We start from the raw sequence: 25,227 nt of genomic DNA, 5'->3' as shown, positions 1-25,227 counted from the left end.
CGACGTTCGGTTGACGAAATGGCTTTGTCGGTCCTGTACGTGGTTCGAACAGCGATGACGCACGTTCCGTTGCCGTGAACGTCGATATCGAACGAACGACGCAGAAGCCAGTACGGAACGTGGTAGAACCCGACTACAAAGGCGCGTTACCGGGCTCATTTCATTCAAGACGTGGGGTGGGGGAGCGAGTTCTGTCTGTAAACTCACTACTTCTACTATTCACGCTCCAAGCACGTGGGTACGGGAGGTAATTAGCAAGACAGGGAATAGTAGCGGAAGAGACTAATTGACAACCTTTTATTGGAACCGTAGGCGGCAGACATCGACTACGTCCGGTGATGAATAACGGCGTCAATGGTGCTCGTTGGATTCCCCCCTAGTTCATGTACCAACATTGAGCTCCCGAGAAGTGGTGATTCTCTTCTATCTTACTCGACTCAACACTCGATGTTAAGCGGGGACGATTCATCCGAGCCAGTGATGGAGAGTCTTACAGTCGAAATAGCGCGAGTTAGGGCGTCAACCGCCCTCCTGACAGAACAGGAAATCGAAGACCTGAAGCAAACCGAGAAATGGGAAGAGATAGTGAATGACGAGGGCCACCTCTATCGAGCTCGCCACGGGAATTCGGGATTAACAGCGACCGGAGAGACACGTATAGAAGCTCTAGAGAATTTGGTACAGGGAATGAAGACGGTCATAGAATCGGATAGGAAGCTGATACGGGAAGGAGTCGGCTGGACCTGATTTCTTCCTGAACCTCGTCATTATTGGTGGCGTCTGTTATCGGCCAATTCGGATGCGGGTTAGCTTGTATTGGAAACCATCATTTCTCTTCGACCTCATGATATTGTCGATGAAGGTTGTTGCCCTGACTAGAGCCAAGCCTGCAGGTCCTCATGAGTCGAGTGAAGAACTGCACGGCGACGCCGCGGAGGACGACTGCCAGGACAAAGGTGGTCATATCTGGGAAGGTCGCCACCCACAAGAGGGCAAGTGCACAGCAGAACCCCTAGAACGGATGTACCCGGAGTTCTCGCAACAATTGGAACTTGGTGCACTCTGAGTCATCCATCCTTTGATGCATTACATCGGTGAGGTCTTGGCACGTCTCTCTTCAGCAAGCGGGGTCTAATTCACTTTCAGTTCCGTCCCCCGGTATCCTCGACATCAAGTACTCGTTCGCTGTCTCTGTCGCTGATGTCCGTACAACAGACGGTCCACGTGGAACGCGTGCGCGAGTCGACTGCACTCCTGAATGAATCTCACATCGCGTGTCTCATGGATTCTGGTGGGTGGGACGAACTGGTCTCGATGGACAGAGAGTGCTGGCAGGCTCGTCACAGGTTGACGGGCCTGACGGCCACCGGGGACACGCTCGACGGAGCACTCGCTAATCTCTCACGAGCGATGCGATTTGTTGAGGAAGAGCCGGGGGCGATTCGGGAGTGGTTCGGCTGGACTTGATTAACGCTACGTATTACGGAGCGCAGAGTGGTATCCACTTCGCGCAGATTCCCAATTCGATTCCACATAACCGAGAGTGGTGTCGAAGTTTGCGTGTCCTGCCATCATCCGTAGGAAGTGTAGTTTGAAGTCATCAACCTCGTTAGCGAGATGGGAAATCCGAGAGTGACGCAGTCGATGCGCAGTTACTAGCCACTGCTTCACCCCTCCTTCCGCATCCTGTAGGAGTGGTTCCTGAATACCAGCATTATTTGCGGCCTCTTTTATGATACGAGAGATGGTTGATGGTTTGAGATTCTCCCCGTGTGTACTGAGGAATAGATATGGACTATTATCTGCGTAAGTTGAGAACTGTGCTCTATGACTGTCGACCCACCGCCGCATCAGGAGGTCTAGGTCTGGTTCCCACCAAACATGCCGATAATACAGGTCGGGGTGGTCCTCCGGGTCAAGTTTTGAAGACCGAATCTCAATGTCACGCTCGTTCCAATCTATCTTTCTCGTTCGCATTCGAGAGAGTTCGTCAGCACGACAGGCGGTCTGCCACGCTAATCGCACAATGAGCTCATTCCGAGTTCGAGTTGCTGGGTTCTTCCCGGGTATAGCAGAAGGTTTGAACATCTTTTCGATAGTTTTCTTTGGAAGAGCAATGATATCATTACGCCCTTCTCGGTGAAGAACCCTAACGTATTCTGAAGTCTCTTTGACTCCGTAGTCCTTTGGTAGAGATATTGGAGCGACGGGGTTATCTTCGTAATTTACCCCTGTTCGTGGGTCATTTTCAAGATATTGGTAGTATTTGCTGACGCTAGCTATTTGACGTGTGAGTGTAGTATCCGCGTACTGACTTCGGATATCGACGATATAAGTCCGGATATCAGTAGTATCCACACTTAGTGGGTCAACATCGTTATTCTCGCACCACCACAGCCAAGCCTTTACTCCAGCCTTCAATCGTTCTATCGTCGTGGACTTCTCTCGATTAGTCTCCACCCACCCTCCATAGTCATTGTATAGGTCTTGATGCTCCCGAAGCTTATGCTTGGCCACGAACTGACCCTTTTCAGTTCGGTCCATCTTCACTCACTATAGATTGGAATCTCTGTGCCGCTTCTTCGGCCGCCTTGTCAGATTCTACTCCTGTATCGAATAGGTCGGCCGCATCTACATCGGAGTGTTCGTTCAGTTCTTTCACCCATTTCCACTCATCAGGACTATCTGGGCGATGAATGTACCATCGCCTTATTCCGCTATCAATTACGCTCTTCACACTCTCGTCTTTATTTTCCAGGTAGATAGCGGCATCCTGAATATGGTAGCGGGATTCCTCATGGTAATCTGCTAGGTCATCAGCATTCCCGCTAATCTTCGGCCGGTGTTTTGGCTCAAGCTCGCTCCAATACTTCATGAGATGGGTGAAGGCCCACTCTGACGGCGCACTAGGGAGAGTATCATAGATTAGATTAGCGAGTCTAATCAGCTCACTCTCCTCCAGTTCCTTTTCGCCTCCAGTCGCATCGGCAACGGTAAGCCCATCAATCTGCCTGCTGAGAACGATTAGCTGTTCTTGAACGTCTTCAAGCTCCTCATCAACCCCAGAGAGGTCTACGTCTATATTTTCAGTCTTAGACTGGGCTTCACTCTCTAAGACCCAGTGGTCGCTGATAGTCTGGTCCACTGCTTCCACAATAAGCGACGACAGATTACCTCGATGGTGCTCGTGTGCGTACTCCAGCCAGCGTTTTTTCGTTTCCTCTCCCACTTTTGCGTGGACGTGGGGGGAAACGTCCTTTTTCGCGGAGTCTGTAGGCATGCCTCTCTGGAGGCAGTACCCTCTAATAAAGACAGAGGATTTCTGTGGTGATGTAACTACACGTTGTGAGAAAGGGGAAGGGATTGCCCGATTGTTAAATCGTGTTCAATCCCCGCCGAACATGGTGCGCATCATGGGGTGCATCTCCATGAGCTGTTCTTCGGCGATCTCCTCGTAGAGCTTGTACGTGATCGACACCGTCAGCAGCAGCCCCGTTCCCGAGACGCCGCCGATCGTGCCGAGCAGGTTCGCGAGCACCGCGAGGAAGCCGACGAGCGCGCCGCCGATCACGGTGACCTGCGGGATGTACCGCTCCATCACCTTCTCGATCACCTGCGGGTTCCGCCGGAAGCCGGGGATCTGCATCCCCGAGTTCTGGATCTGCTGGGCGGTCGACTCCGGGCCCATCCCGGTCGTCTCCACCCAGAAGATGGCGAAGATCGCGCCGCCGACGACCATCACCGTCAGGTCGATCAGCACGCGGACCGCGATGTCGAGCGGGTCGCCCGCGGGCGCGTAGATGAACCACATCCACTGTTCGCGGCTCTGGACCGGATCGAGATAGTAGAACAGCCCGCCGACGGGCTGTCCGTCCGAGTAGACGCCGAGCCAGTCGGGCATCCCCACGTCACCCAGTTGGGAGTAGAGGATCTGCCCGAGGAACTGGACGTTCGCCTGGAGCGCGCGGACGAGGATCATCGGTAGGACGCTCGCGTAGATAAGCTTCACCGGGAACCGCCCCCGGGCGCCCTTCACGCGCGCGTGACTCAGCGGGATCTCGACGCGGACGCTCTCGGCGTAGACGACGACGGCGAAGATGAACAGCGTCGTCACCATCGCCAGCAGGTTGCCGGGTTCGAACAGCAGCGCCTCCAGCAGCGACCCTTCGAGGTCGATACCGCCGGTGACGATGCCGACCCACGCCGGGAAGAACCCGGTGACGTTCGCGAGCGCCTCCGTCGCGAACAGGCCGGCGACGAGCTGTTGGCTCACCGATGCGATGATGAACAGCCCGATCCCCGATCCGACGCCCCACTTCGAGATGACCTCGTCCATGAACAGGATGAGGACGGCGCCGACCGCGATCTGTGCGAAGATCAGCGCTCGCACGGGCATGAGCGCGCCGCTCGACCCGAACAGCGCGGCCGCCACCTCGCCGCTGGGGGGCAGGTAGTTGCTCGCGAACACCATCGGCAGCCCCGTCAGGCAGATCATCGCGAGGACGAGCACCTTCTGGAGGCCCTGATACAGCACCTGGTCGCGCGGGTCGTCGGTGTCGAGTCCCAACAGGTTCGCGCCGCCGAGCAACTGCAAGACGATGCTCGCCGTCACGATGGGACCGATCCCCAACTGGAGGAGCGACCCGGTCGACCCGGCGAGTATCGAACGGAACTGTCCGTAGAAGTCACCGCTGGTGGTCTGCGTCTGCAGCCCGAACAGCGTCACGTTCGTCAGGAAGAAGTACAGCACGAGGACCCCGGCGGTCCACCCCAACTTCCGTCTGAACGGAACGTGCCCCTCCGGTCTGGTGACCGAGGGCATCCGTGTGAGTACCGGTTCCGCGGCCTCCTTCCAGCTCATTAATTACGCCTCGTCCTCGTCGGATTGAGTATCTTCCGCTTCCTCCTCTTCGGCTCGGCGCTCGGCGCGCGCCTCGCCACGCTCGGAGAGCGCGACGGATCCGCCCGCGTCCTCGATGAGTTCGCGCGCGTCGTCGGTGAACGCGTCGGCGGTGACGTGGAGTTCGCCCATCACGCGCCCGTTGCCGAGCACCTTCACGACGTCGGCCTCGTGGCCGTCCTCGGCCACGTCGCGCGCGTCGAGGCTGTAGCCGTCGCCCTCCTCGTCGGCGACGCCCTCCGCGGCCAGCAGCGCGGCGTCCTCGTCGAGTTTCTGGACGGTGACTTCGACGACGTCCTCCTTGACGCCCTGCGGGCGCTTGAAGCCGTGCTTGCCGAGCGGGCCGTAGAGGTTCCGCTCGTGCTTCTTGCGACCCGCACGGCCGCGGCCGCCGCGGTGGCCGGCGCCGCGTCGGTTCTTGTGACTGCCGCCGCCGTGCGTCCGGCTACCGCGCTGGCGTCGCTTCTTGCTCGTCATCGCATCGCCCCCAGCAGGCCGTCGATGTCGTCGTGGTAGCCGAGTTCGCCGCCGTTCTTCGCGGCGTGTTTGATCCCGCGGTGCCCCTTCCGCGGCGGGTGGAGCCGGATCGCGGGCGAGAGTCCCTGCTCGCGCAGGGTGGTCTCCTCGTCGACCAGCGCCGACGCGAGCGCGTCGACGTCGTCGTAGTCGGTCTCGTCGGCCACCCAGTCGTCGTCGACGACCGCGTCGCCCTCGAGCGGCTCCCCGCGCGTCCGCAGCAGGGTCGCCACCGTCTCGACCGACGGCTCGCCGAACGCGACGTAGTCGTTCACCTTCGCGATCATCCCGCGGTAGGTGTCCTCCTCGGGCACCAGCGTCGCGTGGTTGACCGCGTGGAGGTTGAGCATCTTCAGGGTGTCGTGCTGTGCCGCCGACATGTCCACCTCGCCGCGGAGCTGGACGACCGCCTGCATCACTCGGGCACCTCCTGACCCTGGCCCTGCCGTCCGCCGCTCTCGCCGCGCGCCTCCTGCTGGACCCGCTGCGCCCGGTCGGGCGTGCGCGCCTGCGAGGCGTTCTGGAGCGCGTTGAACGTCGCCTTCGCGAGGTTCACCGTCGTCCGGGTGTTGCCGTTCGAACTCGTCCAGGCGTCCTGGACGCCCGCGAGTTCGAGGATGTTCCGGACGGTCTCGGCGGCCGCGAGGCCGAGCCCCTGCGGCGCCGGGCGGATCTCGACTTCGACCGAGCCGGCCTTGCCGTGGGCGGTCCGGGTCAGCGAGTTGACCCCGCCGGCGGAGTCCTCCCACGAGCCCGAGCCGCGGTCGACGCTGATGATGTTCAGCTTCGCCACCTCGATCGCCTTCTGGATGGCGCCGCCGACCTGGTCGTCGCGGGCCTCGGCGTAGCCGAGGTAGCCGTCGCGGTTGCCGACCGCACAGACACACCGGAACTTCACCCGGCGGCCCGAGTCGGTCATCCGCTGGACCATGTTGATGTCGAGCACCTCGTCCTCCAGACCGGGGAGGAGTTGGTCGACGATCTGCGGCTCCTTCAGCGGGAGCCCCGTGGCGAGCGCCTGGTCCATCGATCCGACGTCGCCCTCCTGTACCATGCGGCCGAGCCGCGTGCGCGGCTCCCAGCCGTTGTTGCTTCGGCTCATTTACTCGTGTTCCTCAGTGATGGTCTCCCGAACCTCGTCGAAGTGGGCCGGGAGGTCGGTGGCGTCGAACGCCCCGGAGTAGAGCGGCTCGTCGAGCGACTCCGCGTACTCCGCGATGTGTTCACCGCGGTTGCGCGACCAGTCGGCGAGCACGCTCTCGTTGTGGGGGATCTCCAGCCCCGCGTCGATCGCCCCTTCCTGTACCGCGAACGTCTTGTTGCCCGGCGTCGCCGTGTGGAGACCGATGTCGAGGACCGCCTCCTCGAGACCGGCCTCGACCGCGCGCAGCCCCGCGAGGTAGCCCGTGAGGTACGCGCTCGGGAGGTTCCCCGTGGGGGCCTCCCAGCCGTACTCCTCGAGGTCCTCGCTCGAAGCGGCCGCGTGGGTCTCGTCGCCGTTCGGACCGGGTGTCACCAGCTGCGCCCTGACGTGGCTGTTCGAGGCGCGCGCGACGAGGCGCGGCTTGCCGGATTTCAGCAGGCGCAACCTCTGGTGGTAGTCGGTCCGAACCTCTCGGCGGCGCCGCATCGGCACCTTGTATCGTGGTCCGGTTGCCATCAGTCGTCGTCCTCCAATGTGATGTCGTAGTTGGTCTCGGCGTACGTCTCGAGCCGGCGGACGTCCTCGAACTCCCCGCCCGAGGCCTTGTCGTACAGCTCGCGGTACTGCGAGCGGTCGAGCGGCCCGTCGTCGCGGAGCTCCTTCAGCCGTGCGCGCTGTGCGCGGATCCGCGCGACCCAGTCGCTCTTCGTGTCCTGGCGGCCGCCGGCCTTCCCCTTCCGGGAGCCGGGACCGGTGCGGTGGCCGTACGAGCGCTTCTCGTCGCGCTCGCGGGCGCGCCCGCGGGAGTTCGACTTCGCGTCCTCCTCGCGGACGTTGCCCTGTTCGACCTGCTCGCGGATGTCCTCGCGCGTGATCGCGTCCGCCAGTTCGTCCTGTGCTTCGGGGTTGAGCCAGACCCGGCTCTCGCCGACGTCGAGGACGTCGGCCGCGAGCCGGCGCTGGGCGCTCAGGTCGGTCATTCTGTCACCTCGACTTCCTCGTAGGTCGGGTTGAGCACGCGGATCTCTCGGTCCTCGCAGACGTCCTCGATCCGCTCGCGCTTGCGGCCGCCGACCGAGGAGCCGATCCGCACCGCCTCCGTGTCGGGGTCGACGCCCTCGAGGTCGTCCGTGTTGTGCACGCGGACCTCCTCGAACCCGCTGGGGTGGAGTCCGCGGGCCGCCTTCGGCGAGCCGTAGCCCGCCTCGACCTTCGGTCCCTTCCCCTTGATCCCGCGGCGCTGTTTCGACAGCCCGCCGCGGGGGCGGCGCCACGAGGTGGGCGTCCGCTTCTTCTTGTGGTAGTCCTGCCGGTTGAACTGCGGCTTGGACTCGCGGTGCTTCTGGACGAGCGCGCGTGCGGCGTCGTTGGAGAGGTCGGGCGTCTTGTCGGCGTGCCCGCGCGGACGGAGTTCGGTCTCGGCCGCCTCCGTCTCCTCGTCGTCCGCCTCCGTCTCCGTCTCGTCCTCTTCGATCTCGGCGTCGGTCTCGGTGTCGACCTCCAGCCCGCCGACGTCCGCCTTGATGCGGGCAGCGAGCGCGTTGCCGACCCCGTCGACGTCCGCCAGTTCCGACTGGGAGGCCGCCTGGACGTCCTCGACCGACTCGTAGCCGGCCTCGCGGAGCGCCTCGGCCTTCGAGGGTCCGACCCCCGAGATATCCTCCAGTTCTTCGATCTCCGCTCCGTCGTCGGTCTCGGCTTCGGTGTCGTCGGCCATCTAGGCACCTCCCACGGGTTTCTGCGTGATGTACACGCCGTCCTGGAAGACGCGCGTGTCCTTGTCGGTCACGCGAGTGAGCTGTTCGATGTTGGCCGCCGTCTGCCCGACGTCCTCCTTCGAGGGTCCCGTGAGGGTGATCTCCTCGCCGTCGATCTCCACCTGCGTGTCGCCCCGGATGCTCGCGTGCCGCGGGGCGCGTTCGCCGAGGAAGTTCGAGATGGCGACTCGGTCGCCATCGACGGAGACGTCCATCGGGAAGTGGGCGTAGAAGACTTCCATCTTGTACTCCCACCCGTCGGTGACGCCGTGGAGCATGTTGTCGACGTGGCTCACGAACGTGCCGACGGTGGCCGTCGTCTTCCGGTCGGCGTCCTCGGGCCACTCGATCACGACCGCCCCGTCGTCGACGGAGACGGACACGTCCGGGTACCACAGCCGGCGCGTCACGGAGCCGTCCGGTCCCTCGACCGTCAAGTCGAGGTGGTCGAGTTCGGCCGACACCTCGTCCGGTAGTTCGATCTCTTCTCGTTCCATTAGTATACGTATGCGATCACCTGGCCACCGATCCCCTGTTCGCGGGCATCGTAGTGGCTCATGACGCCGTGGGAGGTGGTCACGATGAGCGAGCCGTAGTCGCGGGCCGGCAGGTAGCGCTTCTCCCAGCGCTCGTAGCCGTCCGCGGCCACGGAGTACCGCGGCTTCACCGCGCCACACTCGTTGATGGCGCCCTTCAGTTCGACCTCGAACAGGCCGGCCTTGCCGTCTTCGACGTACTCGAAGCCGTCGACGTAACCGCGGTCGTACAGGACTTCGAGGATCGAGCCGACGATGTTCGAGGCGGGCTGGACAGTGTACTCCAGATGGCCGACGCTCTCGGCGTTGTTGAGACCGCCGAGCGCGTCGGAGAGTGGGTCGTTGCCTGCCATGATTATCGGTACTTGTGGAACCCCATCGAGCGGGCGACCTCGCGGAAGCACTGCCGACAGAGGTTGATGTCGTACTTGCCGACCAACCCCTGCTTGCGGCCGCAGCGCCGGCACTCGTGCTCCTGGCCGGTCCGTTTGGTCGCGTGCTCGCCCGTCTCGGCGGTTCCGGGTTCCGCTTCCGAGTCGGTTTCCGTCTCTGCTTCACTCATTGTCGGTCACCTCGACTTCGAACTCGCGTTCGAGGTACGCCACCGCGTCGTCGACCGTCATCCGGTGACGGCCCGGCAACGACCGGGTCACCGTGTCCCGCTTGGAGACGCGGTAACCCGGCCGCGTGAGCGCGACCGTCACGTCGAGCCCGTAGATGCCGACGTTCGGGTCGTACTCCTGGCTCGGGAACTCGGTGTGCTCCTCGACGCCGAAGCTGAAGTTCCCGGTGTCGTCGAACTGCGCCCGTCGGAGGTCCACCAGTTCCAGCGCCGTCTGCAGGAACTCGTCGGCGTCCTCGTCGCGGAGCGTGACCTTCGCGCCGATCGGGTCGCCCGGCCGGATGTCGAACTCGGCGATGGCCCGCTTGGCCGTCGTGCGAACGGACTCCTGGCCGGTGATCTCTTCGAGGATCTCCTCGGCGTTCGCCAGTTCGCGCCCGCCCTGCCCGACGCCCATGTGGACGACGGCCTTCTCGATGCGCGGTTCGCGCATCTCGTGGAACTCCTCGCCGCTCTCGGCGTCGCTCACTCGTCGTCACCTCCGTCGGTGAAGTTCTCGTCGATCACGACGACGTACTCCTCGACCGTCTCGAAGCCGGGCTCGCGGTCGTCGGCCGCGCTGACGGCGTCGTCGTCCTGTTCGACGGTGACGCCGTTCGACCCGGAGCCGGGGGTGACGGTGATGTCGTCGACCGTGCCGACCTCGCCCGCGTGCGTGCCGGCGACGGCGGTCACGAGCGCACCCTCCTCGTAGGGGAAGTGCGCGACGACCTCCTTGGTCTCGTTGTCGACCACGAGCGAGTCCTTGCCGGCGTACTCGCCCTCGTCGGCGACCAGCGTGGTGCCGTCGTGGAGCGTGTACTGGAACTGGCCGCCGGTGACCTGCCGCTTGCCGGTGACCTTCCCGAGCCGCGATTCGGCGGACGCCTCGTCGATCGGGTCGAGCGAGAGCCGGCCGCCATCGCCCGGGAACACCCGGTAGAACTCCTCGCGTTCGGTGAACGCCAGGATGTCGAACATGCCGACCGGGCGCTCCTCGTCCGACACCGCGACGCCGTTGACGAGCACGGAGTCGTTGTCGAGCGCGTAGCGCGCCTCCTTGCGGGTGTCGACGTACCCCAGCACGTCCCGGAGGACGATCAGCAGGGGGACGCCGGATTCGCCGTGCGGGCCGGCGTCGGCCTTCACGGTGAACGTCTCCTCCTTCCGCTCGACCGGCCACGAGTTGGGGGCCGAGAGTCGTTTCTGGTGTTTCGTCATCTTACGCTGCCTCCTCGTCCGCGTCGAGACGCGCCTCGCGGACGTCGTCCTCCAGGTTCAACTCCGTCACGCGGAGGTTCGACGCGTCGAGCGCCCGCGGGGTCTCCTCCCCGTCGGCCTTCTCGATCACGACGTCCTCGACGTGGACGACGGAGTTGCGGAGGTCGACGCTCACGACTTCCGCCTCCTCGCCGGCGAAGTCCCCGCGCATCACCTCGACGGTGTCGCCCGCGTTGACGCGGACGTTCCGCTGGCCGTACTCCTCGCGGAGGTCGGGCGTCAGCGTCGCGCGGACGAACTTCTGCCGCTCGTGGAGCGGCGCGTCCCGCGTCTGGTTTCGCTGTTTGTGCGGTTGCTCTGTCATACTAGACGATCTGTGTCGCCGTGGATGCGATGCTCCCGAAGCGTTCCGCGACTTCGCGCGCGATGGGACCCTTGATCTCGGTCCCGCGCGGTTCGCCAACGTCGTCGATGACGACGGCGGCGTTGTCCGCGAACTTCACGCGCGTGCCGCTGGGGCGACGGATCGGCTTGCGCTGCCGGACGACGACGGCTTCGAGCACCTGTCGTCGCATCTCCGGCGTGCCTTTGGTGACCGAGACGGTCACCTTGTCGCCCACACCCGCTTTGGGGTGGCGGTTCTTCGTCCCCGAGTAGCCCGAGACGCTGATGACCTTGAGTTCGCGGGCGCCGGTGTTGTCGGCGCACGTGATCAGCGAACCCTTCTCGAGGCCCTGCGTGACGTCGGCCTTGAGCGCCTCCATCAGGCATCACCCTCCAGCGTCTCGACGACGACGTGCGACTTCGTCTTCGAGAGCGGACGGGTCTCGGCGATCCGCACCTCGTCGCCTTCCTCGACGTCGAGGCAGGGCGAGCAGTGTGCGGGGACGCGGCTCCGTCGTTTCATGTAGCGGTCGTACTTCGGTACGAACACGTCGTACTCCCGCTCGACGACGACGGTCTTGTCCATCTGCGTGGAGGCGACGGTGCCTTCGAGCGTCTGCCCGCGGACGGAGAGCGACCCGTGGAACGGGCAGTTCTCGTCGGAGCACGTCTCCTCCGGTTCTGTTGCGTTCAGTCCTATTGCCATGTCGAATCACCCGCACGTTCCGTGCGGAAGGCGGGTCGTGAGAGCAGTCTGGTCCCATCCACCGTAACGTAGACCGCGTCCTCGCAACCGCCCGACTGACCGGGTGTGACCCCGGCAGTATCGTCCTGCCCGCGCCCGGCGACCAGTGTGCCGTGCGCGGACGACGGAAGTTCGAACGCGGACCCCGGGGGCTTGCGCGCCCCGGCGGCTTCATCTGTAGGGTGGGACGCGCGAGCGTCCCCTGCTGTGACGGAACCGTCCGCCTCGTCGGTTCCTGCGGCCGAGGGGAGCGCGAACGTGAACGTCGCGCCCGCCTTCGGCACTCGTTTGTCCCGGTGTTCCCCCGAGGGGACGCGGACCACGAGGGTCCGCTGGCTCTCGGAGACGACTCGGCCCGCGATGCCGACGTGGGCGTCGCTGGGCGCGTCGGCCACCCCGACGGGCAGGCCGACGAGTTCGTGTCGCGTGAGCGTCTCGGGGGTCAGGGGCATGCGGTCTCTACTCCGTGTCCTCGTCGGTGTCGCCTTCTTCGCGCTGGATCGTCTTGATCCGCGCGATCGTCCGGCGGAGTTCGCCGACGCGGCCGGGGTTGTCCGGCGCGCCGCCGGCCGCCTGGACGGCCTTCGCGTTGAGCAGTTCCGTCTCGAGTTCCTCGAGTTCGGACTCCCGCTCGGCGGAGGTCATGTCGCGGATCTCCGCGGTGTGGAGGATCGCCATCGGCTACTCCTCCTCCTCCTCGTCCTCGTCGTCGGACGCCGCTTCGTCCTCGTCGCCGGAGTCGTCGGACGCCGTCTCCTCCTCGTCGTCGGAGTCGTCCTCGTCGGACTCCATCTCGGCGACGAGTTCCTCGGCTTCGGACTCGACGTCCTCGTCGAGGTCCTCCATCTCCTCGGCGTCGGCGGCGGACTCGCCGGACGGTTCGCCGGTGTCGGCGGCGCCGTCGCCGTCCTCGGTCTCGTCGCTCTCGATGACCTCCTCGACGACGTCCTCGTCGATCACGTCGACGTCGTCGGGTTCGTCGGTCGGCACCTCGACGTCCTCGTCGTCGCCGACGTCGGGGACCTCCTCCGGTTCCTCCTCGAGGAGCGCCTCGACGCCGTCGTCCTCGACGGTCTGTTCGACCTCGGGCGCCTCGGCGTCGTCGGCCACCTCGAAGTCGTCGGGCAGTTCCGCGCCCGGCGGGATGATCTTCACCGTCACGCCGATCGTCCCGAGCTTCATCACCGCGACGCCCTGGCCGGTGTCGACGACGTCCTGGGCGGGTTCGCCGTTGTGTTTGATGTAGCCGCGGTTGAACTTCTCGTCGCGGCTCCGCGCGCCGGTGACCTTCCCGTTGAGGTTGATCTCGGCGCCGAGCGCGCCCGCGTCCATGATCCGGTCGATCGTGGTGTGGCCGGCCTTCCGGAAGTACCAGCCGCGTTCGAGCGCGTTGGCGAGGCGGTCGGCGACGATCTTCGCGTTGAGGTCCGGTTCGTCGACCTCCTGGACGTCGATCTGGGGGTCGTCCATGTCGAACCGCTCTTCGAGTTCGGTGGTGACCTTGCGGATGTTCTTCCCGCCCTTGCCGATCACCATGCCGGGCTTCTCCGCCTTGAGCACGATCTGGGTGCCCATCGGCGTCTTGGCGACGTCCATGCCGCCGTAGCCCGCGCGGCCGAGTTCGTTCTCGAAGAACTCGTCGATCTGGCTCCGCTGGAGTCCGTCCTCGATGAACTGGTGTTCGTCCGCCATTACTCGTCGGCCTCCGTGAGTATCATTTCGACGTCCACTTGGGGTGAGTTCCACGGGGTCGCCCGGCCCATCGCGCGGGGCTTGCGACCCTGCTGTTCGCCGACCTTGTGGGCCGCGACGTGCATGATCTCCATCTCGTCGGGTTCGAAGCCCGCGCGGTCGGCGTTGTTCTTGACGTTCTCGAGCAGTTTCTGGAAGTCCTTCGTGGCCTTCTCGGGGTAGCGGCCGGCGTCCCAGCCGTCGATGTCCGATCGGTGACCCACGCCGGAGTTGTGCTGTTTGAACGGCACCGACCGTTCCTCCGCCAGCACGGCTTCGAGGTACTCCTCGGCGTCGGCGACCGTCTCGCCTTTGATCTGTCGGGCGATGGCCTTGCTGTGCTTCAGGCTGATCTGCCGCTCGCGGAGCATCCCCTTGGCGGTGGAGTCCGGGTCGGCGTCGACGCTGTAGTTGATTCCCATGGTTGTGTTACTTGAGCGGCACGAACTTCGAGGACCGGGTCGCGCCGATGCCGGCCTGGCCGTGTTCGACCGACGTCCGGGTGAGTTGGAACTCGCCCAGGTAGTGGCCGATCATCTCGGGGGCGACCCGGACGCGCTCGAACGACTGACCGTTGTACACCGCGAACGTGAGGTCGACGAACTCCGGCAGCACCGGCATGTCGCGCAGGTGCGTCCGGAGCGGGTCGTTTGCCGACTCCTCCTCGTCGGTCTCGCGCGCCTTCTCCAGCAGCTTCCGCTGTTCGACGGTGAGTCCTCGGGTGATGGTTCGCCGCGTCCGCGCGGGCAGCAGTTCCGAGACCTCGTCGAGGTCCATCTCCTGCAGTTCGTCGAGCGTGTGACCGCGGTAGGTGAACTCACCCTCGCGGCCGGTTCGGTAGTCCGAGCTCATTATTTGTTACCTCCGCGTCCCGTCCGCTTCGAGGCGATGTCGCCCACCTTCCGCCCCGGCGGCGCGTTCCGCGACACCGACTTGGGCTGACCGGGGTGCTGTCTGCCGCCGCCGCCGAACGGGTGGTCGACGGCGTTCATCGCGACGCCGCGCACGTTCGGCCACTTGGTGCCGCGGGCCTTCATCTTGTGGTGTTTGTTGCCGGCTTTGACGAACGGCTTCTCCGTCCGGCCGCCGCCGGCGACCACGCCGATGGTGGCGCGGGCGTCGGGGTTGAGCCGCTTGACCTCGCCGCTGGGCAACTGGACGACCGCCACGCGGCGGTCGTGGGTCAGCAGCGTCGCGTTGACGCCCGACGCGCGGGCGAACTTGCCGCCGTCGCCGGGTTTCGACTCGACGTTACACACCGGAACCCCCTCGGGGATCTCCGCGAGCGGGAGCGTGTTGCCGGGCTTGATCTCCGCGGAGACGCCCACCTGGAGCGTCTCCCCGACGGTGACGCCCTCGGGCGCGAGCACGAGGCGGCGGTCGCCGTCCTCGAACTCCACGTCCGCGAGCGGCGCCGACCGCGAGGGGTCGTGCTCGATCCCGACGATCTCGCCCGACACCGTGTCGCTCTCGCCCTCGGTCGTCTTCTTGTGCGACTTGTCCGACTTGTAGCGGTGCGACGGCGCACGGAACGTCGGTCCGCCGCGACCGCGTCGTTGTCCCTGAATTCTGCGTCCCATTCTCAGAACACCCCGATCCGGGAGGCCACTTCCTGGGCGTCGTCGTCCTCGTTGAGGGTGACGGTGGCCTTCTTCGTCCCCTTCGGCGTCATCTGCGTGCGGACCGCCTCGACGGCCACGTCGAACTGCGACTCGATGGCCTCGACGATCTCGCCTTTCGACGCGTCGGTCGAGACGATGAACTGGAGTTTGTTCGCGAAGTCCATCTCGTCCATCGCCTTCTCCGTGACGAGCGGGTGGCGGATCACGCTCATCGCTCCGCCACCTCCCCGAGCGCCGACTCGGTGAACACGGTGAGCCGCCCCGGGTGCGTCCCGGGCGCGAGGTCCTCCGCGTTCACTTCGGCGCCGGTGGTCACGTCGACGCCCGCGAGGTTGCGGGCGGCTTTCGACGGCTCGTCCGACGTGACGAACAGCAGCGACTTCGGCTGCTTGTACTTCCGGCCGCGGGTCGTCCCCTGACCGGCGCGGACCGACCGGCCCTCGTCGGCGCGTTCGACGTCCGCGTGGACGCCGATGGCTTCGAGGAAGTCGACGACCTCGCGGGTCTTCACGAGCCCTTCGAACTCGTCGGAGACGACGAGCGGCAAGTCGAGTTCCTCGTCGAACTGGTGGCCGCGCTCGGCCACCCGCTCGGCGTCGGTCGTGGCCGCGATGGCCGACCGGACCGCGAGCTTCCGCTCCTTGTCGTTGATGTCCTTCCCCTGGTCCTTCTCGGCTTTCGGCGGGTGGGCCTTGCGTCCCTTCACCGTCTGGGGGACGCGCCGGGCCTGACCGTTCTGCCGGGGGACGTGGGCCATGCCGCGGCCCGACCCCGGCGACTCCGCCGGCGTGCGGAGCCCCGCGTACTCGTCGGCGCCGTACGCCTGCTTCCGGTTGGCCTGCGCGGCGACGACGGCCCGCCGGATCAGGTCCGGGCGGTACTGCGTCTCGAACACGTCGGGGAGGTTGACCTCCTCGCCCTCCTCGCCGTTCAGGTCTCGTACTGTTGCCTTCATTATCCTTGGTTCGACGCGGTGGAGACGTACCGCACCTCGGGGTCGAGGCGCGGCTGGTCGTTCGGCCGGATGGCCGGGCGGAACCGCAGGAGGCGCTGGCTCGGCCCCGGAACGGAGCCTTTCACCAGCGCGTACGACCCGGTGACCTCGCCGTAGCCCTTGAAGCCGCCCTCGACGGACGCCTCGTCACCCTCGCCGAAGTCGATGAGTCGCTTGTTGAGTTCGGTGCGCTGGTGGTAGCCCATCTGCCCCTGCTGGGGGACGGTCGAGCGCACGCGGGAGGGGTTCCACGGGCCGAGGTTGCCGATCCGACGGCGCCACCCCTGCCGGGCGTGTTTGCCCTTCCGCTTTTGGACGCCCCAGCGCTTGACGGGACCCTGCGTCCCCTTCCCCTTGGTGACGCCGGAGACGTCCATGTACTCGCCCGCGCGGAACACCTCGCCGAACTCGTGTTCGCCGCCCTCGCCGACTATATCGAGCGCGTACTCCAGTCGGTCGGAGAGCGACCCGCCGCCGACGCGAGTCTCCATCACGTCGGGCTTCTTCTTCGGGACGTTCGCGAGTTCGCTCGGGGCGGTGTGGGTGATGAACCGCAGGTCGTCGACGACGCCGTCGTCGACCAGCGTCCGGAGTTCGTCGGCGTCCTCCTCGTGGGTGTCCTCCGCCGGCAGGTCGAGCGTCCGGTCGAGTTCGTCGTGGAACTCGGACGCCCAGACCTCGGTCACCGGCTTCTGTCCGTACGGCGTGTCCTCGTAGGCTCTGAGGGCGACCGCGCGCATCGGCGGCACCTCGACGACGGTCACGGGCACCGACTCCTCCATCCCCTCGCGCGGGGAGTCGGATTCGTCGTTGACCATGACGACGTGGGTCATCCCCGCCTTGTAGCCCGCGAAGCCCTGCACGACGGCGGAGCCGTCGTCGTCGGGCCACGAGCGGATGCGGGGGACTTCGCTGGTCGCGCGGGTGCGCGGGCCGAAGCCCATCGAGCCCTTTCGTGGTCTGCTTGGTTGTGGCATTGTGTTGTGTGTGGCTTACTTCGTCAGCGAGAGGGGCGAGAGCGTGGCGAACACCGCCTCCTCCGTCCGCACCACCTCGCTCCCCTGTCGCGGAACCGTGTTCAGCCAGAGGTCGAACCCCGAGTCGTCTGCGTCTCCGGGTTCGACCGGCACCTCCTCGGGGGACATCCCGAGGATGGCCGGAAGCCCCCGCCCCGGCGAACCGAACGCGACGGCGACGTGCGTGTCGTCCAGTCGCGCGTGGAGATCGCTCAGTCCCGACACGGACAGCGGGCGTCCGTGCCGCGAGGTGGCGACCGCCAGTTCGGCGGCGGCGGCGGCGTCCGCGACGTCCTCGCCCGCGACGCGGAACCCCGGTGGGGGGTCGTCCACGATGCGGGCGCGGACGGGTTCTCTCGAAGAGACCCTGACGGTGACGCGCTCCCCCTCCTGCGCCTCCCGTCCGGGAGGCAGGTGGAGGGAGATCGGGTGTTGCAGTCCGCAATTGACCCGAACGCGGCCTTCAGGTCCGACCTCGGTCACGATTCCGGCTCGTCGCTCCGACCCGTCGGGGCCGGATGAGTCGGGCCGCATCGGCGGGAGCACGCCGGCGTGCCGGAGTTCCTCGCGCATCCCCCACTCCTCCTTCCGGAGGTAGGCGGGGGTCGCGCAGTACTCCAGTACCGTGCGGACGTACTCGCCGCCCCAGCGGCGTTCGCCTTCCCGGTCGGGGAAGACGACCAACCGGTCAGCCCGGAAGACCGTCGCCGCGCGGGCGACGTAACCGAGTTTCCGCGTGGCCTCGCGGCCGTCCTCGGCCTCCCGGACGAGCGACGACGGCACGAGCACGTCGAGTCTCGTGTCGTCCATGATCGCTCACACCGGACTGTACTCGACCACTCGAGTCCCGCGCCGTAAAAACACGTCGGAACGCACCCGGGTGTGTGAGCGCGTCACGCTCCGAGAATCGTCCGTTTCGCGTGTCACGTCGTGCCGCGGGGGGAGGCGGGCGAGCCGGGAGAACCGTGGGAGTCGTCCCCACGCCCTCGTGCGGTTTGTCGCGTTTCGACAGGGTTAAGTGTGCGTCGGCGGTAGCGGGAAGTGTAGCAGGGCGCTGGTAGTGTAGTGGTATCACGTGACCTTGCCATGGTCACAACCTGGGTTCAAGTCCCAGCCAGCGCAGTTCTGTCCGGTCGTCTCGACTCCGAGCGGCGCGGTTCGACCGATCGGGATAGTTCGTCGCGTGCCGACCGATACACTGACGGCCGCCGGCCCGTCCGCGGCCGGTCCGAGCGGTCGGAGTTCACGGGCGTCGGCGAGGGCACGTACGGGGTGGGCTGCCGGCGGGCGTCCCGGATCCACCCCATTTGTATCCCCGAAACTCGCGTTGAATTAGACCGAAGCGTTGATTTTACCCGGTTCCGTTCCTCCTGACATGTCAACCGACGACACGGCCACGGCGCTGTTCGAGACGGCGCTGCGGCGGTCATCGTTCCTCGACTGCCTCGACGAGGAGCCGACGGACAAGCGGACGCTGGTGGCGGAACTCGACTGCTCGCGGTCGACGGTGAACCGCGGCGTCCGGGAGTTGGAGGCGGCGGAACTCGTCGAGTACGACGACGGGGGGTACCGGACGACGCCGCTGGGCCGGCGGATCGTCGAGGGGTTCGCCGAACTCGCGGCGGACGCGGCAGTGTGGACGGAGCTGGAGCCGTTTCTCCGGTGGGTGCCCGAGGAGGAGCTCGGGTTCGACCTGACGCTCCTCGACGACGCGGAGGTGGTGGTGCCGGACCCGGGGGACCCGTACGGGGTGATCAACCGCCACGTCGGCCGGCTGCGGGAGATGGACGAGGGGCGCTTCCTGCTGCCGTTCACCGGGCTGCACGCCGCGGAGACGGTCCACGAGCGCGTCGTCGACCACGGCGCCGACTGCGAGGTGGTCGTCGCCCCGTCGGTCGCGCGCACGTTCCGCGACGACGAGTACGCGCCGGTGGTCGCGGAGATGGCCGACGCCGGCGGATTCCGGGTGTTCCGCGCGAGCGAGGCGCTACCGCTGTCGCTCGGGGTGGTCGACGACCGCGTCCAGTTCATCGCCGCCGAGGGTCAAGAGCCGCGCGCGCTCGTGGAGACTGAGCGGCGGGAGGTGCGCGAGTGGGCGGAGGAGACGTTCGAGGCGTGCAAGCGGGAGGCGGAGCCGGTGACGTTCCCCTCGGCGTCGGGAGCGACGTCCGGGGACCACCTGTCGCCCTCCTCGGCCGGCTCGGACGTCCGGTAGGGTCCCGGTACGCGCCCGGTAGCCAGTGTATGATTAAGTGGTATCCACCTGCAGAAGTGAGCGAGGACGGCGCGACGCCGGCCCGACACGCGACCCGCGCGCTGGTAGTGTAGTGGGATCACGCGGCCGTTCCACGGCCGTGACCCAGGTTCGACTCCTGGCCAGCGCAGTTCCGCTCGTCCGACCGGTCCTCGCCCGCGTCGTCCGACGGCGACCCGACCGTCACCGCGAGCGTCGCGTCCTCACCGGCCACGGGGTCGTCGCGCACCCGCCGGACGGGGTGGCCGAGGTGCACACCCGAGCGTGACGCGCGGCCGGGCGAGCGCGTTTCGCTTCGGCGCCCAGCGGCGGAGTCAGCCGTCCCGCTCGGGGTCGCCGTTCGCGTCGGCGTCAGTGTTCGCGTCGGCGTCCGCGCCGGCATCGGCGTCACTGGTCGCGCCGGCGTCGGCGTCACTGTTCGCCTCGGGATTCGGGCTCTCCCCCGCGTTCGCGCGGTCCGCGTCGGCCGACTCGGCCGACGTATCGCCCCCCGAGTCGGGGTCGCCGCTCCACCGGAGCGTCACTCCGAGGTCGCGCCCGCCGAAGAAGTCGGCGTTCGTGTCGGTCTCGACCCGCCGTGGCGCGGGGAAGGAGACGGAGCAGTCACCGACCGAGACGGTGAACGCCGCGGGGTCGACGAGCAGGTCCTCAAGCGACTCGATGGCGCGGACCACCTCGGTCTCGCTCGGCCGCTCGGGCGTCGTGTACGTCCCGAACACGGGGTCGACTGTCACGTCGGCGCTCCGGTTGGCGAGGACGGCGTTGATGGCGGCTCCGACGAGGATGACCAGCCCCGAGAAGTAGAGCCAGGTGAGAAACACCAGGATGGCGGCGACGACGGACTCGTCGGGCTGGCGGCCGCTCCACCCGACGTAAAACCGGAACAGCGACTCGAACACCGTGAGACCGACCGCCGCGGTGAACGTCCCGGGGAGCACCTCCCGGAGAGACACGTCCGCGTCGGGGAAGACGTAGTACATCGGCAGCAGCGACACCGCGAGCACGGCCGCGAGCGAGACGCGGTGGAGCCACCACCAGAGCGGGCCGGCGCCCGCGCTCGGGAGCACCCCCTGGATCCCGATCGCCAGCCCCACCGCGCCGCCGAACAGCACCAACACGACCACGCCGTCCGCGAGTTGGTCGAGCAGGTCATTCTCCGCCTCCGTCTCGTATATCGCGGAGAAGGCGGTGTCGAGCCCGCGGAAGATGCGGAGCGCCCCCCACGTCAACACGCCCACCCCGGCGACCGAGAGGCTGCTCGACCGGCTCCCCCGACGGAGTTCGTCGAGGAGTTCATCGCCCGCGTCGGCCGTCAGCGCGGTGCGGACGAGCGACTCGAACGCCGATTCGAGACCGGCGTTGCCCGTCGCCGAGAGGACGAACACCACGAGCAACAGAAGCGGCAGCAGCGAGACGAACGCGTGGTAGGCGATACTCCCCGCGAGGAACGTGACGTTCTCGACGCGGATCTCGTGGTAGACGGCCCGCGCGAGGGAGCCGACGCGACGGCGGTCGAACTTCATCCAACGGGCCGCTCGACCCCCCGGACCGAGAAGGTAGCGACACCGCGGCGCGGCGAGCGCCCCGACGGGGCGTGTAACCCGCCGCGAGCGGGACCCGGTACGAACGGGACCCGCTGCGGGCGTGGGTGAGAGTTACGGTACCCGGCGACGAACGGCCGATGTGACAGTCATCGCGCTCCTCAGCGTCGCGCCGGTCGTCGAGGGGAGCATGGCGGCCGAGGTGGCGAAGGCCGTCGACGCCCTCGACGCGTTCGACGTGACGTACGAGACCAACCCGATGGGGACCGTCATCGAGGCGGAGTCAATGGAGGAACTGATGGCCGCCGCGACGGCGGCGCACAACGCGGTCGACGGCGACCGGGTGAGCACGTTCCTCAAGATAGACGACAAGCGAACCAGCGACCGACGGGCGAGCGAGAAGGTCGACGCCGTCGAACGCGAACTCGGCCGGCCGGCGCGGTCGGCCGACGACGGCGGGAGCGACGACGAAGAGACGAGCGGGGAGCGGGCGGACGCGGCGTCGCCCTCGGCGCCCGCCCCCGACCCCAACCGGGAGACCTGAGCGGCCGAGCGGTGGCCGAGAGCGGGCAGTGTTCGTACTCGCGTGTGGGCGCGCGCGACCCGTTCGACCGTCGGGACCGGCGAGCGCCGGCGGTCGGGACTGGCAAACCCTTTCCGCGGAAGCGCCCAACGGCCGGCATGGACAGTCTCAACCGGATGGCGGTCGAGTTGGTCGACGAGGCCATCGACTTCGCCGACGAACTCAACGTCGCCGCCTACGAACTCGACTCGGGCGCGACGGTGCTCGACTTCGGCGTCGAGGCGGACGGCGGCGTGGAAGCGGGGTTGTTGCTCGCGGAGATACAGACGGCCGGGCTGGCGACGGTCCAGACCCGGATGGGGCGGGTCACGGGCGCGCCCGTCCCGCACGTCGAACTGTCGACCGATCACCCCGCCGTCGCGCTGCTGTGTTCTCAGAAGGCGGGCTGGGAACTCGACACCGAGACGTTCGAGGGGCTGGGCTCCGGCCCGGCCCGCGCGCTCGTCGGCGAGGAGCGGGAGTTCGAGGCGGTGGGCTACTACGACGAGTTCGACCTGACGGTGCTGTGTGTCGAGAGCACGACCCTGCCCGACGACGACGTGGTCGCGCGCGTCGCCGACCGCGCGAACGTCAACGAGTCGGCGGTGTTCCTCCCCACCTGCGCGCTCGGGTCGACCGTCGGCAGCGTCACCACCGCCGCCCGCGCGGGCGAGTTGGCGATGTTCCGCCTGCTCGAACTCGGCTACGACCCGACGGACGTGCTCTCGGTGTCGGCGTCGGCGCCGGTCGCGCCGGTCAGCTACGACGAGACGACCGCGATGGGGCGGACGAACGACGCCCTCGCGTACGGCGGCGAGGTCCACCTCACGGTCGCCGAGGAGTTCGACCGGTTCGACCAGGTGCCGTCGGTCGCCGCCGACCAGTACGGCACGCCGTTCGGCGAGATATTCGCCGACGCTGACTACGACTTCTACGACCTCGACGAGTCGGTGTTCGCGCCCGCGAGCCTCACCGTCGACGTGGTGAACGGCCCGACGTACGCGTACGGCGAGGTCCGCGAGGACCTGCTCGCGGAGTCGTTCGACTTCGTCGGCCGGGCGGGAGCCGAGGAGGGCGACCCGGACGCCGATGCCGACGCCGACGCGGCGTGAGCGAGGTACGCGCGTGAGGTTCAAAGTGGTCCCCGACCCGCCCGGGACCGTCTCGTTCGTCGGGGAGGTGCAGGCGGCGGTGCCGCTCGTCCCCGAAAGCGAGGACGACTGCTGTGCCCGGCTGATGCGCCGGTGCGGGTTCGACTCCCGCGACGTCGCGCGGACGTGGCTCACGTTCCTCCGGGCGGTGGGACTGGCCCGCGAGACAGACGCGGGGTTCGAGCGCACGCGGGTCGAGGCGACGGCCGACCACCTCCGGACGGCGTACCTCGACGGCGTCTACGGCGCGCGCGAGGCGGCCGAGGCGCTCCTCGCCGCACGCGACGGGGACGGCGGTTCCGGCGGCGGGACGGCCCCCGGCGGGGTCGCCGTCGACGCGGCGTTCGCCCGGGTTCGCGAGCGCGTGCCGGGGTGGGAGCGCAACCGCACCACCGACTGGGAGGACGTGTGGCGCGAGCGGGTGGGGCTGACGCTGGAGTGGTTCGTCCTCCTCGGACTCGCCACCGAGGCCGACGGCGAGTACGCCGCGAGCGACGAACTGGTCGCGATCGAATCGCGCGGGGGCTGAGTCGGTCCCCGCCCGCCTCAGTCGTCGGCGTAGTTCACGCCGGTGACCGTCCCGACGCCCTTGCTGCGCCCCTCCCGGAAGACGAACCGTTGGCCCTCCTCGACCAGGTACGACCGGAACTTGAACTCGACTTCCGTCTCGCCCGTGTCCCCGGGGAGCAACTGCCCGCCCTCGGGGTGGAAGACGGCCGCCTCGCTCAGCGTCTCCAGGTGGACCACGGGTTCGTAGCCGTCGCGGATGCGCGTGGGGTGGTTGAGCACCATCACCTCCGCGTCGAACGACTCGACGGCCCGCGGTTCGGACGCCCGCGGGACGAGGACCATCCCGCGTTCGAGTTCGCTCTCGGCGACGCCCTTGAGCGCGATGCCGACGATGCGGCCGGCGCGGGCCCTGTCGACGCGGTGGTAGTGCATCTCGATGGAGCGCACCTCCACCTCGCGGAACGACCCGTCGGCCATCGGCCCGACGAGGAGGTCGTCGCCCGCCTCCACCCGCCCCGACTGGATGGTGCCCGACGCGACGGCGCCGACGCCCTTCACGTCGTACGAGCGGTCGAGGTACATCCGGAACTCGCCGTCGGCGCTCGACGCGCGCTTGGGGAGCGCCTCGAAGAAGCGGTCGAGGTCGGTCATGCCGCGGCCGGTCACCGCCGAGGTGGAGACGACCGGGACGACGCCGTCGCCCACCTCGTCGACGGCGGTGGCGACGCCGTGGCGGTCGACCCGCAGCGGCGTCTGTTCGACGTTGCGGAGCATCGACTCCACCTCCCGCTCCACCTCGGCGACGCGGTCGTCGGGCGCGGCGTCCACCTTGGTGACGGCGACGATGGTGGGCAGGTCCATCGCGAGCAGGATGCCGAGGTGTTCGCGGGTGGTCTTCGTCGGGCCGTCGTCGGCCGCCACGACGACCAGGCCGTAGTCGAGTTTCTGCCCCACCAGCCCGCGGATGGTGGTGCGGAGCCACGGCTCGTGGCCGACCGTGTCGACGAACGACACCAGTCGGTCCGCCTCCTCGACGACGCGCGCGCGGTCGGACTTGCGGTGGGGGTTGTCCATCCGGACCGGCCCGTCGTCGTCGAAGCCGTACACCGCGTAGCTCAGGTCGGCCGAGAGGCCGCGCTCCACCTCGTGGGGCTGGACGTCGAGAAAGGATCGGGTCCCGCCCTCGCCGTCGTCGTCCTCGCCGGTGACGAGCGAGCCGACGAGCGTCGACTTGCCGTGGTCGACGTGGCCCGCGGTGCCGACGACGATGTGTTCGTCGTCCGTCTCCAACATCGCCCCCTCCCGCACGGTGGCGAGACCGACCAGTCCCGACTCCTCGGCGGGACCGTCGCCCGCGCTCCACGTCTCGACGTCGCCGATGTGGGCGTCCGCCTCCTCCGCGAGCAGCGAGAGCACGTCCATCGACTCGGAGAACTCCGACGGCGAGATGCCCGCGATGCCGCCGTCGTCGTCGACGCCGACGACGTACAGCGCCTCGCCGTCGCCCGAGAGCACGCGGTGGCGCAGTTGTGCCGCGAGACTCTCCATGCGTCCGTCGGCCAAGTGAATCGCCCGCGAGAGCCGGGTCTTGAACTCGATGCGGCCGCCCTCCTCCTCGCCGCGCTCGATGGCCCGCCGCAAGGCGGCCCGGTCAGCGCTCATGGGGCCGCTCGGCGCGCACCGGCTATAATCCTTTTCACGGGTCGTGTTCCCACACCACTCTCCGGTCCCCTCCACCGCGTCGCGCCGTCGGCCGAGCGTTCGTCAATCGGAGTCGCCCGCGGGCGGTTTCTCTCGGCCAGCTCGCTCTAGCTTCCCGCCTCGGTCAGCGTCTCGTACGCGCTGGTGACGCGCTTGAACTCCTCCTCGTCGCCGCCCGAGTCGGGGTGCGTCTCCTTGACGCGCTCGCGGTAGGCGCGCTTGACCTCCTCGCCGGACGCCTCCGGCGAGAGGTCGAGTTCGCTGTACGCCTCCGGTCGGGACATCCCGGCCCCGCCCGCGGGCGACCCGGCCCGGCCGCCGGCGCCCGCGCGCTCCCGTGC

The 25,227-nt window shown here is 67.1% G+C and carries 34 protein-coding genes, 2 tRNA genes and 1 pseudogene; 7 read left to right on the top strand and 30 right to left on the bottom strand.

The window, feature by feature from the left end; all coding sequences use genetic code 11:
- Positions 1-480 precede the first annotated feature (480 nt).
- Positions 481-747 (top strand): hypothetical protein, encoded by a 267-nt coding sequence (locus tag K933_RS17840; protein ID WP_152529758.1) that lies wholly within the window; start codon positions 481-483, stop codon positions 745-747.
- A gap of 726 nt (positions 748-1,473) precedes the next feature.
- Here the strand turns inward: K933_RS17840 and K933_RS17435 are convergent.
- The 27 genes from K933_RS17435 to K933_RS06320 form a co-directional block, all read right to left on the bottom strand.
- A complete protein-coding gene (locus K933_RS17435) occupies positions 1,474-2,544 on the bottom strand; it encodes a tyrosine-type recombinase/integrase (RefSeq protein WP_023393891.1) in 1,071 nt (356 codons plus the stop codon).
- Positions 2,531-3,280: a hypothetical protein gene (locus K933_RS17835; protein WP_152529757.1), complete on the bottom strand. Its 750-nt coding sequence runs from the start codon at positions 3,278-3,280 to the stop codon at positions 2,531-2,533. The genes K933_RS17435 and K933_RS17835 overlap by 14 nt, the downstream gene beginning before the upstream one ends.
- A gap of 105 nt (positions 3,281-3,385) precedes the next feature.
- Positions 3,386-4,861, bottom strand: coding sequence for a preprotein translocase subunit SecY (gene secY / locus K933_RS06440; RefSeq protein ID WP_023393890.1), 1,476 nt, complete (start codon positions 4,859-4,861; stop codon positions 3,386-3,388).
- A 3-nt stretch (positions 4,862-4,864) separates the two neighbouring features.
- Positions 4,865-5,377 carry an uL15m family ribosomal protein gene (locus tag K933_RS06435; protein WP_023393889.1) on the bottom strand — a complete coding sequence of 171 codons (513 nt, stop codon included), beginning with the start codon at positions 5,375-5,377 and terminating at the stop codon, positions 4,865-4,867.
- Positions 5,374-5,832, bottom strand: a complete 459-nt coding sequence (gene rpmD, locus K933_RS06430; protein ID WP_023393888.1) for a 50S ribosomal protein L30 — start codon at positions 5,830-5,832, stop codon at positions 5,374-5,376. Before rpmD ends, K933_RS06435 begins: the two co-directional genes overlap by 4 nt.
- Positions 5,832-6,518 carry a 30S ribosomal protein S5 gene (locus K933_RS06425; RefSeq protein ID WP_049947662.1) on the bottom strand — a complete coding sequence of 229 codons (687 nt, stop codon included), beginning with the start codon at positions 6,516-6,518 and terminating at the stop codon, positions 5,832-5,834. Before K933_RS06425 ends, rpmD begins: the two co-directional genes overlap by 1 nt.
- Positions 6,519-7,076: a 50S ribosomal protein L18 gene (locus tag K933_RS06420; RefSeq protein ID WP_023393886.1), complete on the bottom strand. Its 558-nt coding sequence runs from the start codon at positions 7,074-7,076 to the stop codon at positions 6,519-6,521.
- Complete coding sequence (locus K933_RS06415; protein ID WP_023393885.1) at positions 7,076-7,540, bottom strand: 50S ribosomal protein L19e; 465 nt, start codon at positions 7,538-7,540, stop codon at positions 7,076-7,078. Before K933_RS06415 ends, K933_RS06420 begins: the two co-directional genes overlap by 1 nt.
- Positions 7,537-8,277: a 50S ribosomal protein L32e gene (locus K933_RS06410; protein ID WP_023393884.1), complete on the bottom strand. Its 741-nt coding sequence runs from the start codon at positions 8,275-8,277 to the stop codon at positions 7,537-7,539. The genes K933_RS06415 and K933_RS06410 overlap by 4 nt, the downstream gene beginning before the upstream one ends.
- Positions 8,278-8,814, bottom strand: a complete 537-nt coding sequence (locus tag K933_RS06405) for a 50S ribosomal protein L6 (protein ID WP_023393883.1) — start codon at positions 8,812-8,814, stop codon at positions 8,278-8,280.
- Positions 8,814-9,206 (bottom strand): 30S ribosomal protein S8, encoded by a 393-nt coding sequence (locus K933_RS06400; RefSeq protein WP_023393882.1) that lies wholly within the window; start codon positions 9,204-9,206, stop codon positions 8,814-8,816. The genes K933_RS06405 and K933_RS06400 overlap by 1 nt, the downstream gene beginning before the upstream one ends.
- A 2-nt stretch (positions 9,207-9,208) precedes the next feature.
- Entirely contained in the window at positions 9,209-9,415 is a 207-nt protein-coding gene (locus K933_RS06395; RefSeq protein WP_023393881.1) for a 30S ribosomal protein S14, read from the bottom strand.
- The gene (locus tag K933_RS06390; protein WP_023393880.1) at positions 9,408-9,944 is read right to left on the bottom strand and encodes a 50S ribosomal protein L5; all 537 of its coding nucleotides are present in this window, start codon (positions 9,942-9,944) and stop codon (positions 9,408-9,410) included. The genes K933_RS06395 and K933_RS06390 overlap by 8 nt, the downstream gene beginning before the upstream one ends.
- Positions 9,941-10,675 carry a 30S ribosomal protein S4e gene (locus K933_RS06385; protein WP_023393879.1) on the bottom strand — a complete coding sequence of 245 codons (735 nt, stop codon included), beginning with the start codon at positions 10,673-10,675 and terminating at the stop codon, positions 9,941-9,943. Before K933_RS06385 ends, K933_RS06390 begins: the two co-directional genes overlap by 4 nt.
- 1 nt (position 10,676) lies before the next feature.
- On the bottom strand, positions 10,677-11,039 hold the full coding sequence (gene rplX / locus K933_RS06380; protein WP_023393878.1) for a 50S ribosomal protein L24: 363 nt from the start codon (positions 11,037-11,039) through the stop codon (positions 10,677-10,679).
- 1 nt (position 11,040) lies between these two features.
- On the bottom strand, positions 11,041-11,439 hold the full coding sequence (locus tag K933_RS06375) for a 50S ribosomal protein L14 (RefSeq protein WP_023393877.1): 399 nt from the start codon (positions 11,437-11,439) through the stop codon (positions 11,041-11,043).
- Positions 11,439-11,765, bottom strand: a complete 327-nt coding sequence (locus K933_RS06370; RefSeq protein ID WP_023393876.1) for a 30S ribosomal protein S17 — start codon at positions 11,763-11,765, stop codon at positions 11,439-11,441. Before K933_RS06370 ends, K933_RS06375 begins: the two co-directional genes overlap by 1 nt.
- Positions 11,756-12,256 carry a ribonuclease P protein component 1 gene (locus K933_RS06365; RefSeq protein ID WP_023393875.1) on the bottom strand — a complete coding sequence of 167 codons (501 nt, stop codon included), beginning with the start codon at positions 12,254-12,256 and terminating at the stop codon, positions 11,756-11,758. The genes K933_RS06370 and K933_RS06365 overlap by 10 nt, the downstream gene beginning before the upstream one ends.
- A 7-nt stretch (positions 12,257-12,263) precedes the next feature.
- Positions 12,264-12,482, bottom strand: coding sequence for a 50S ribosomal protein L29 (gene rpmC / locus K933_RS06360; protein WP_023393874.1), 219 nt, complete (start codon positions 12,480-12,482; stop codon positions 12,264-12,266).
- Between the two features lie 3 nt (positions 12,483-12,485).
- Positions 12,486-13,496 (bottom strand): 30S ribosomal protein S3, encoded by a 1,011-nt coding sequence (locus tag K933_RS06355; protein ID WP_023393873.1) that lies wholly within the window; start codon positions 13,494-13,496, stop codon positions 12,486-12,488.
- Positions 13,496-13,957: a 50S ribosomal protein L22 gene (locus tag K933_RS06350; RefSeq protein ID WP_023393872.1), complete on the bottom strand. Its 462-nt coding sequence runs from the start codon at positions 13,955-13,957 to the stop codon at positions 13,496-13,498. Before K933_RS06350 ends, K933_RS06355 begins: the two co-directional genes overlap by 1 nt.
- Positions 13,958-13,964: 7 nt before the next feature.
- Entirely contained in the window at positions 13,965-14,387 is a 423-nt protein-coding gene (locus tag K933_RS06345) for a 30S ribosomal protein S19 (protein ID WP_023393871.1), read from the bottom strand.
- A complete protein-coding gene (locus tag K933_RS06340; protein WP_023393870.1) occupies positions 14,387-15,115 on the bottom strand; it encodes a 50S ribosomal protein L2 in 729 nt (242 codons plus the stop codon). The genes K933_RS06345 and K933_RS06340 overlap by 1 nt, the downstream gene beginning before the upstream one ends.
- A 2-nt stretch (positions 15,116-15,117) precedes the next feature.
- Positions 15,118-15,369, bottom strand: a complete 252-nt coding sequence (locus K933_RS06335) for a 50S ribosomal protein L23 (protein ID WP_023393869.1) — start codon at positions 15,367-15,369, stop codon at positions 15,118-15,120.
- Positions 15,366-16,112 (bottom strand): 50S ribosomal protein L4, encoded by a 747-nt coding sequence (gene rpl4p, locus K933_RS06330; protein WP_023393868.1) that lies wholly within the window; start codon positions 16,110-16,112, stop codon positions 15,366-15,368. The genes K933_RS06335 and rpl4p overlap by 4 nt, the downstream gene beginning before the upstream one ends.
- Positions 16,112-17,128 carry a 50S ribosomal protein L3 gene (locus K933_RS06325; protein WP_023393867.1) on the bottom strand — a complete coding sequence of 339 codons (1,017 nt, stop codon included), beginning with the start codon at positions 17,126-17,128 and terminating at the stop codon, positions 16,112-16,114. The genes rpl4p and K933_RS06325 overlap by 1 nt, the downstream gene beginning before the upstream one ends.
- A 15-nt stretch (positions 17,129-17,143) precedes the next feature.
- Positions 17,144-17,977 (bottom strand): putative RNA uridine N3 methyltransferase, encoded by an 834-nt coding sequence (locus K933_RS06320; RefSeq protein WP_023393866.1) that lies wholly within the window; start codon positions 17,975-17,977, stop codon positions 17,144-17,146.
- Positions 17,978-18,218: 241 nt separating this feature from the next.
- Between K933_RS06320 and K933_RS06315 the strand changes: the two genes are divergently transcribed.
- From K933_RS06315 to K933_RS06305, 3 genes are all read left to right on the top strand, one after another.
- Positions 18,219-18,289: transfer RNA gene (locus K933_RS06315), tRNA-Gly, on the top strand.
- A 253-nt stretch (positions 18,290-18,542) separates the two neighbouring features.
- Positions 18,543-19,382 carry a helix-turn-helix transcriptional regulator gene (locus K933_RS06310; protein WP_023393865.1) on the top strand — a complete coding sequence of 280 codons (840 nt, stop codon included), beginning with the start codon at positions 18,543-18,545 and terminating at the stop codon, positions 19,380-19,382.
- Positions 19,383-19,480: 98 nt separating this feature from the next.
- A tRNA-Gly gene (locus tag K933_RS06305) sits at positions 19,481-19,551 on the top strand.
- Between the two features lie 184 nt (positions 19,552-19,735).
- On the opposite strand, the gene K933_RS06300 is transcribed toward K933_RS06305, so the two are convergent.
- Positions 19,736-20,944 carry a YihY/virulence factor BrkB family protein gene (locus K933_RS06300; protein WP_023393864.1) on the bottom strand — a complete coding sequence of 403 codons (1,209 nt, stop codon included), beginning with the start codon at positions 20,942-20,944 and terminating at the stop codon, positions 19,736-19,738.
- 160 nt (positions 20,945-21,104) lie between these two features.
- On the opposite strand from K933_RS06300, the pseudogene K933_RS06295 reads away from it, so the two are divergent.
- The 3 genes and pseudogenes from K933_RS06295 to K933_RS06285 all read left to right on the top strand — a co-directional run.
- Positions 21,105-21,407: pseudogene (locus K933_RS06295) on the top strand (MTH1187 family thiamine-binding protein); the annotation flags it as partial.
- Positions 21,408-21,643: 236 nt separating this feature from the next.
- Complete coding sequence (gene mch / locus K933_RS06290) at positions 21,644-22,636, top strand: methenyltetrahydromethanopterin cyclohydrolase (protein ID WP_023393862.1); 993 nt, start codon at positions 21,644-21,646, stop codon at positions 22,634-22,636.
- A gap of 13 nt (positions 22,637-22,649) precedes the next feature.
- Positions 22,650-23,204 (top strand): hypothetical protein, encoded by a 555-nt coding sequence (locus K933_RS06285; protein ID WP_049947661.1) that lies wholly within the window; start codon positions 22,650-22,652, stop codon positions 23,202-23,204.
- Between the two features lie 17 nt (positions 23,205-23,221).
- On the opposite strand, the gene K933_RS06280 is transcribed toward K933_RS06285, so the two are convergent.
- Positions 23,222-24,847: a GTPBP1 family GTP-binding protein gene (locus K933_RS06280; RefSeq protein WP_023393860.1), complete on the bottom strand. Its 1,626-nt coding sequence runs from the start codon at positions 24,845-24,847 to the stop codon at positions 23,222-23,224.
- 146 nt (positions 24,848-24,993) lie between these two features.
- Positions 24,994-25,227: J domain-containing protein (locus K933_RS06275; protein ID WP_023393859.1), on the bottom strand; the 234-nt coding region annotated here is incomplete at its 5' end.

The sequence above is a fragment of the Candidatus Halobonum tyrrellensis G22 genome (genome assembly GCF_000495475.1).
Lineage (GTDB): Archaea > Halobacteriota > Halobacteria > Halobacteriales > Haloferacaceae > Halobonum > Halobonum tyrrellense.
This window is presented reverse-complemented; position numbering and strand designations above follow the sequence as displayed.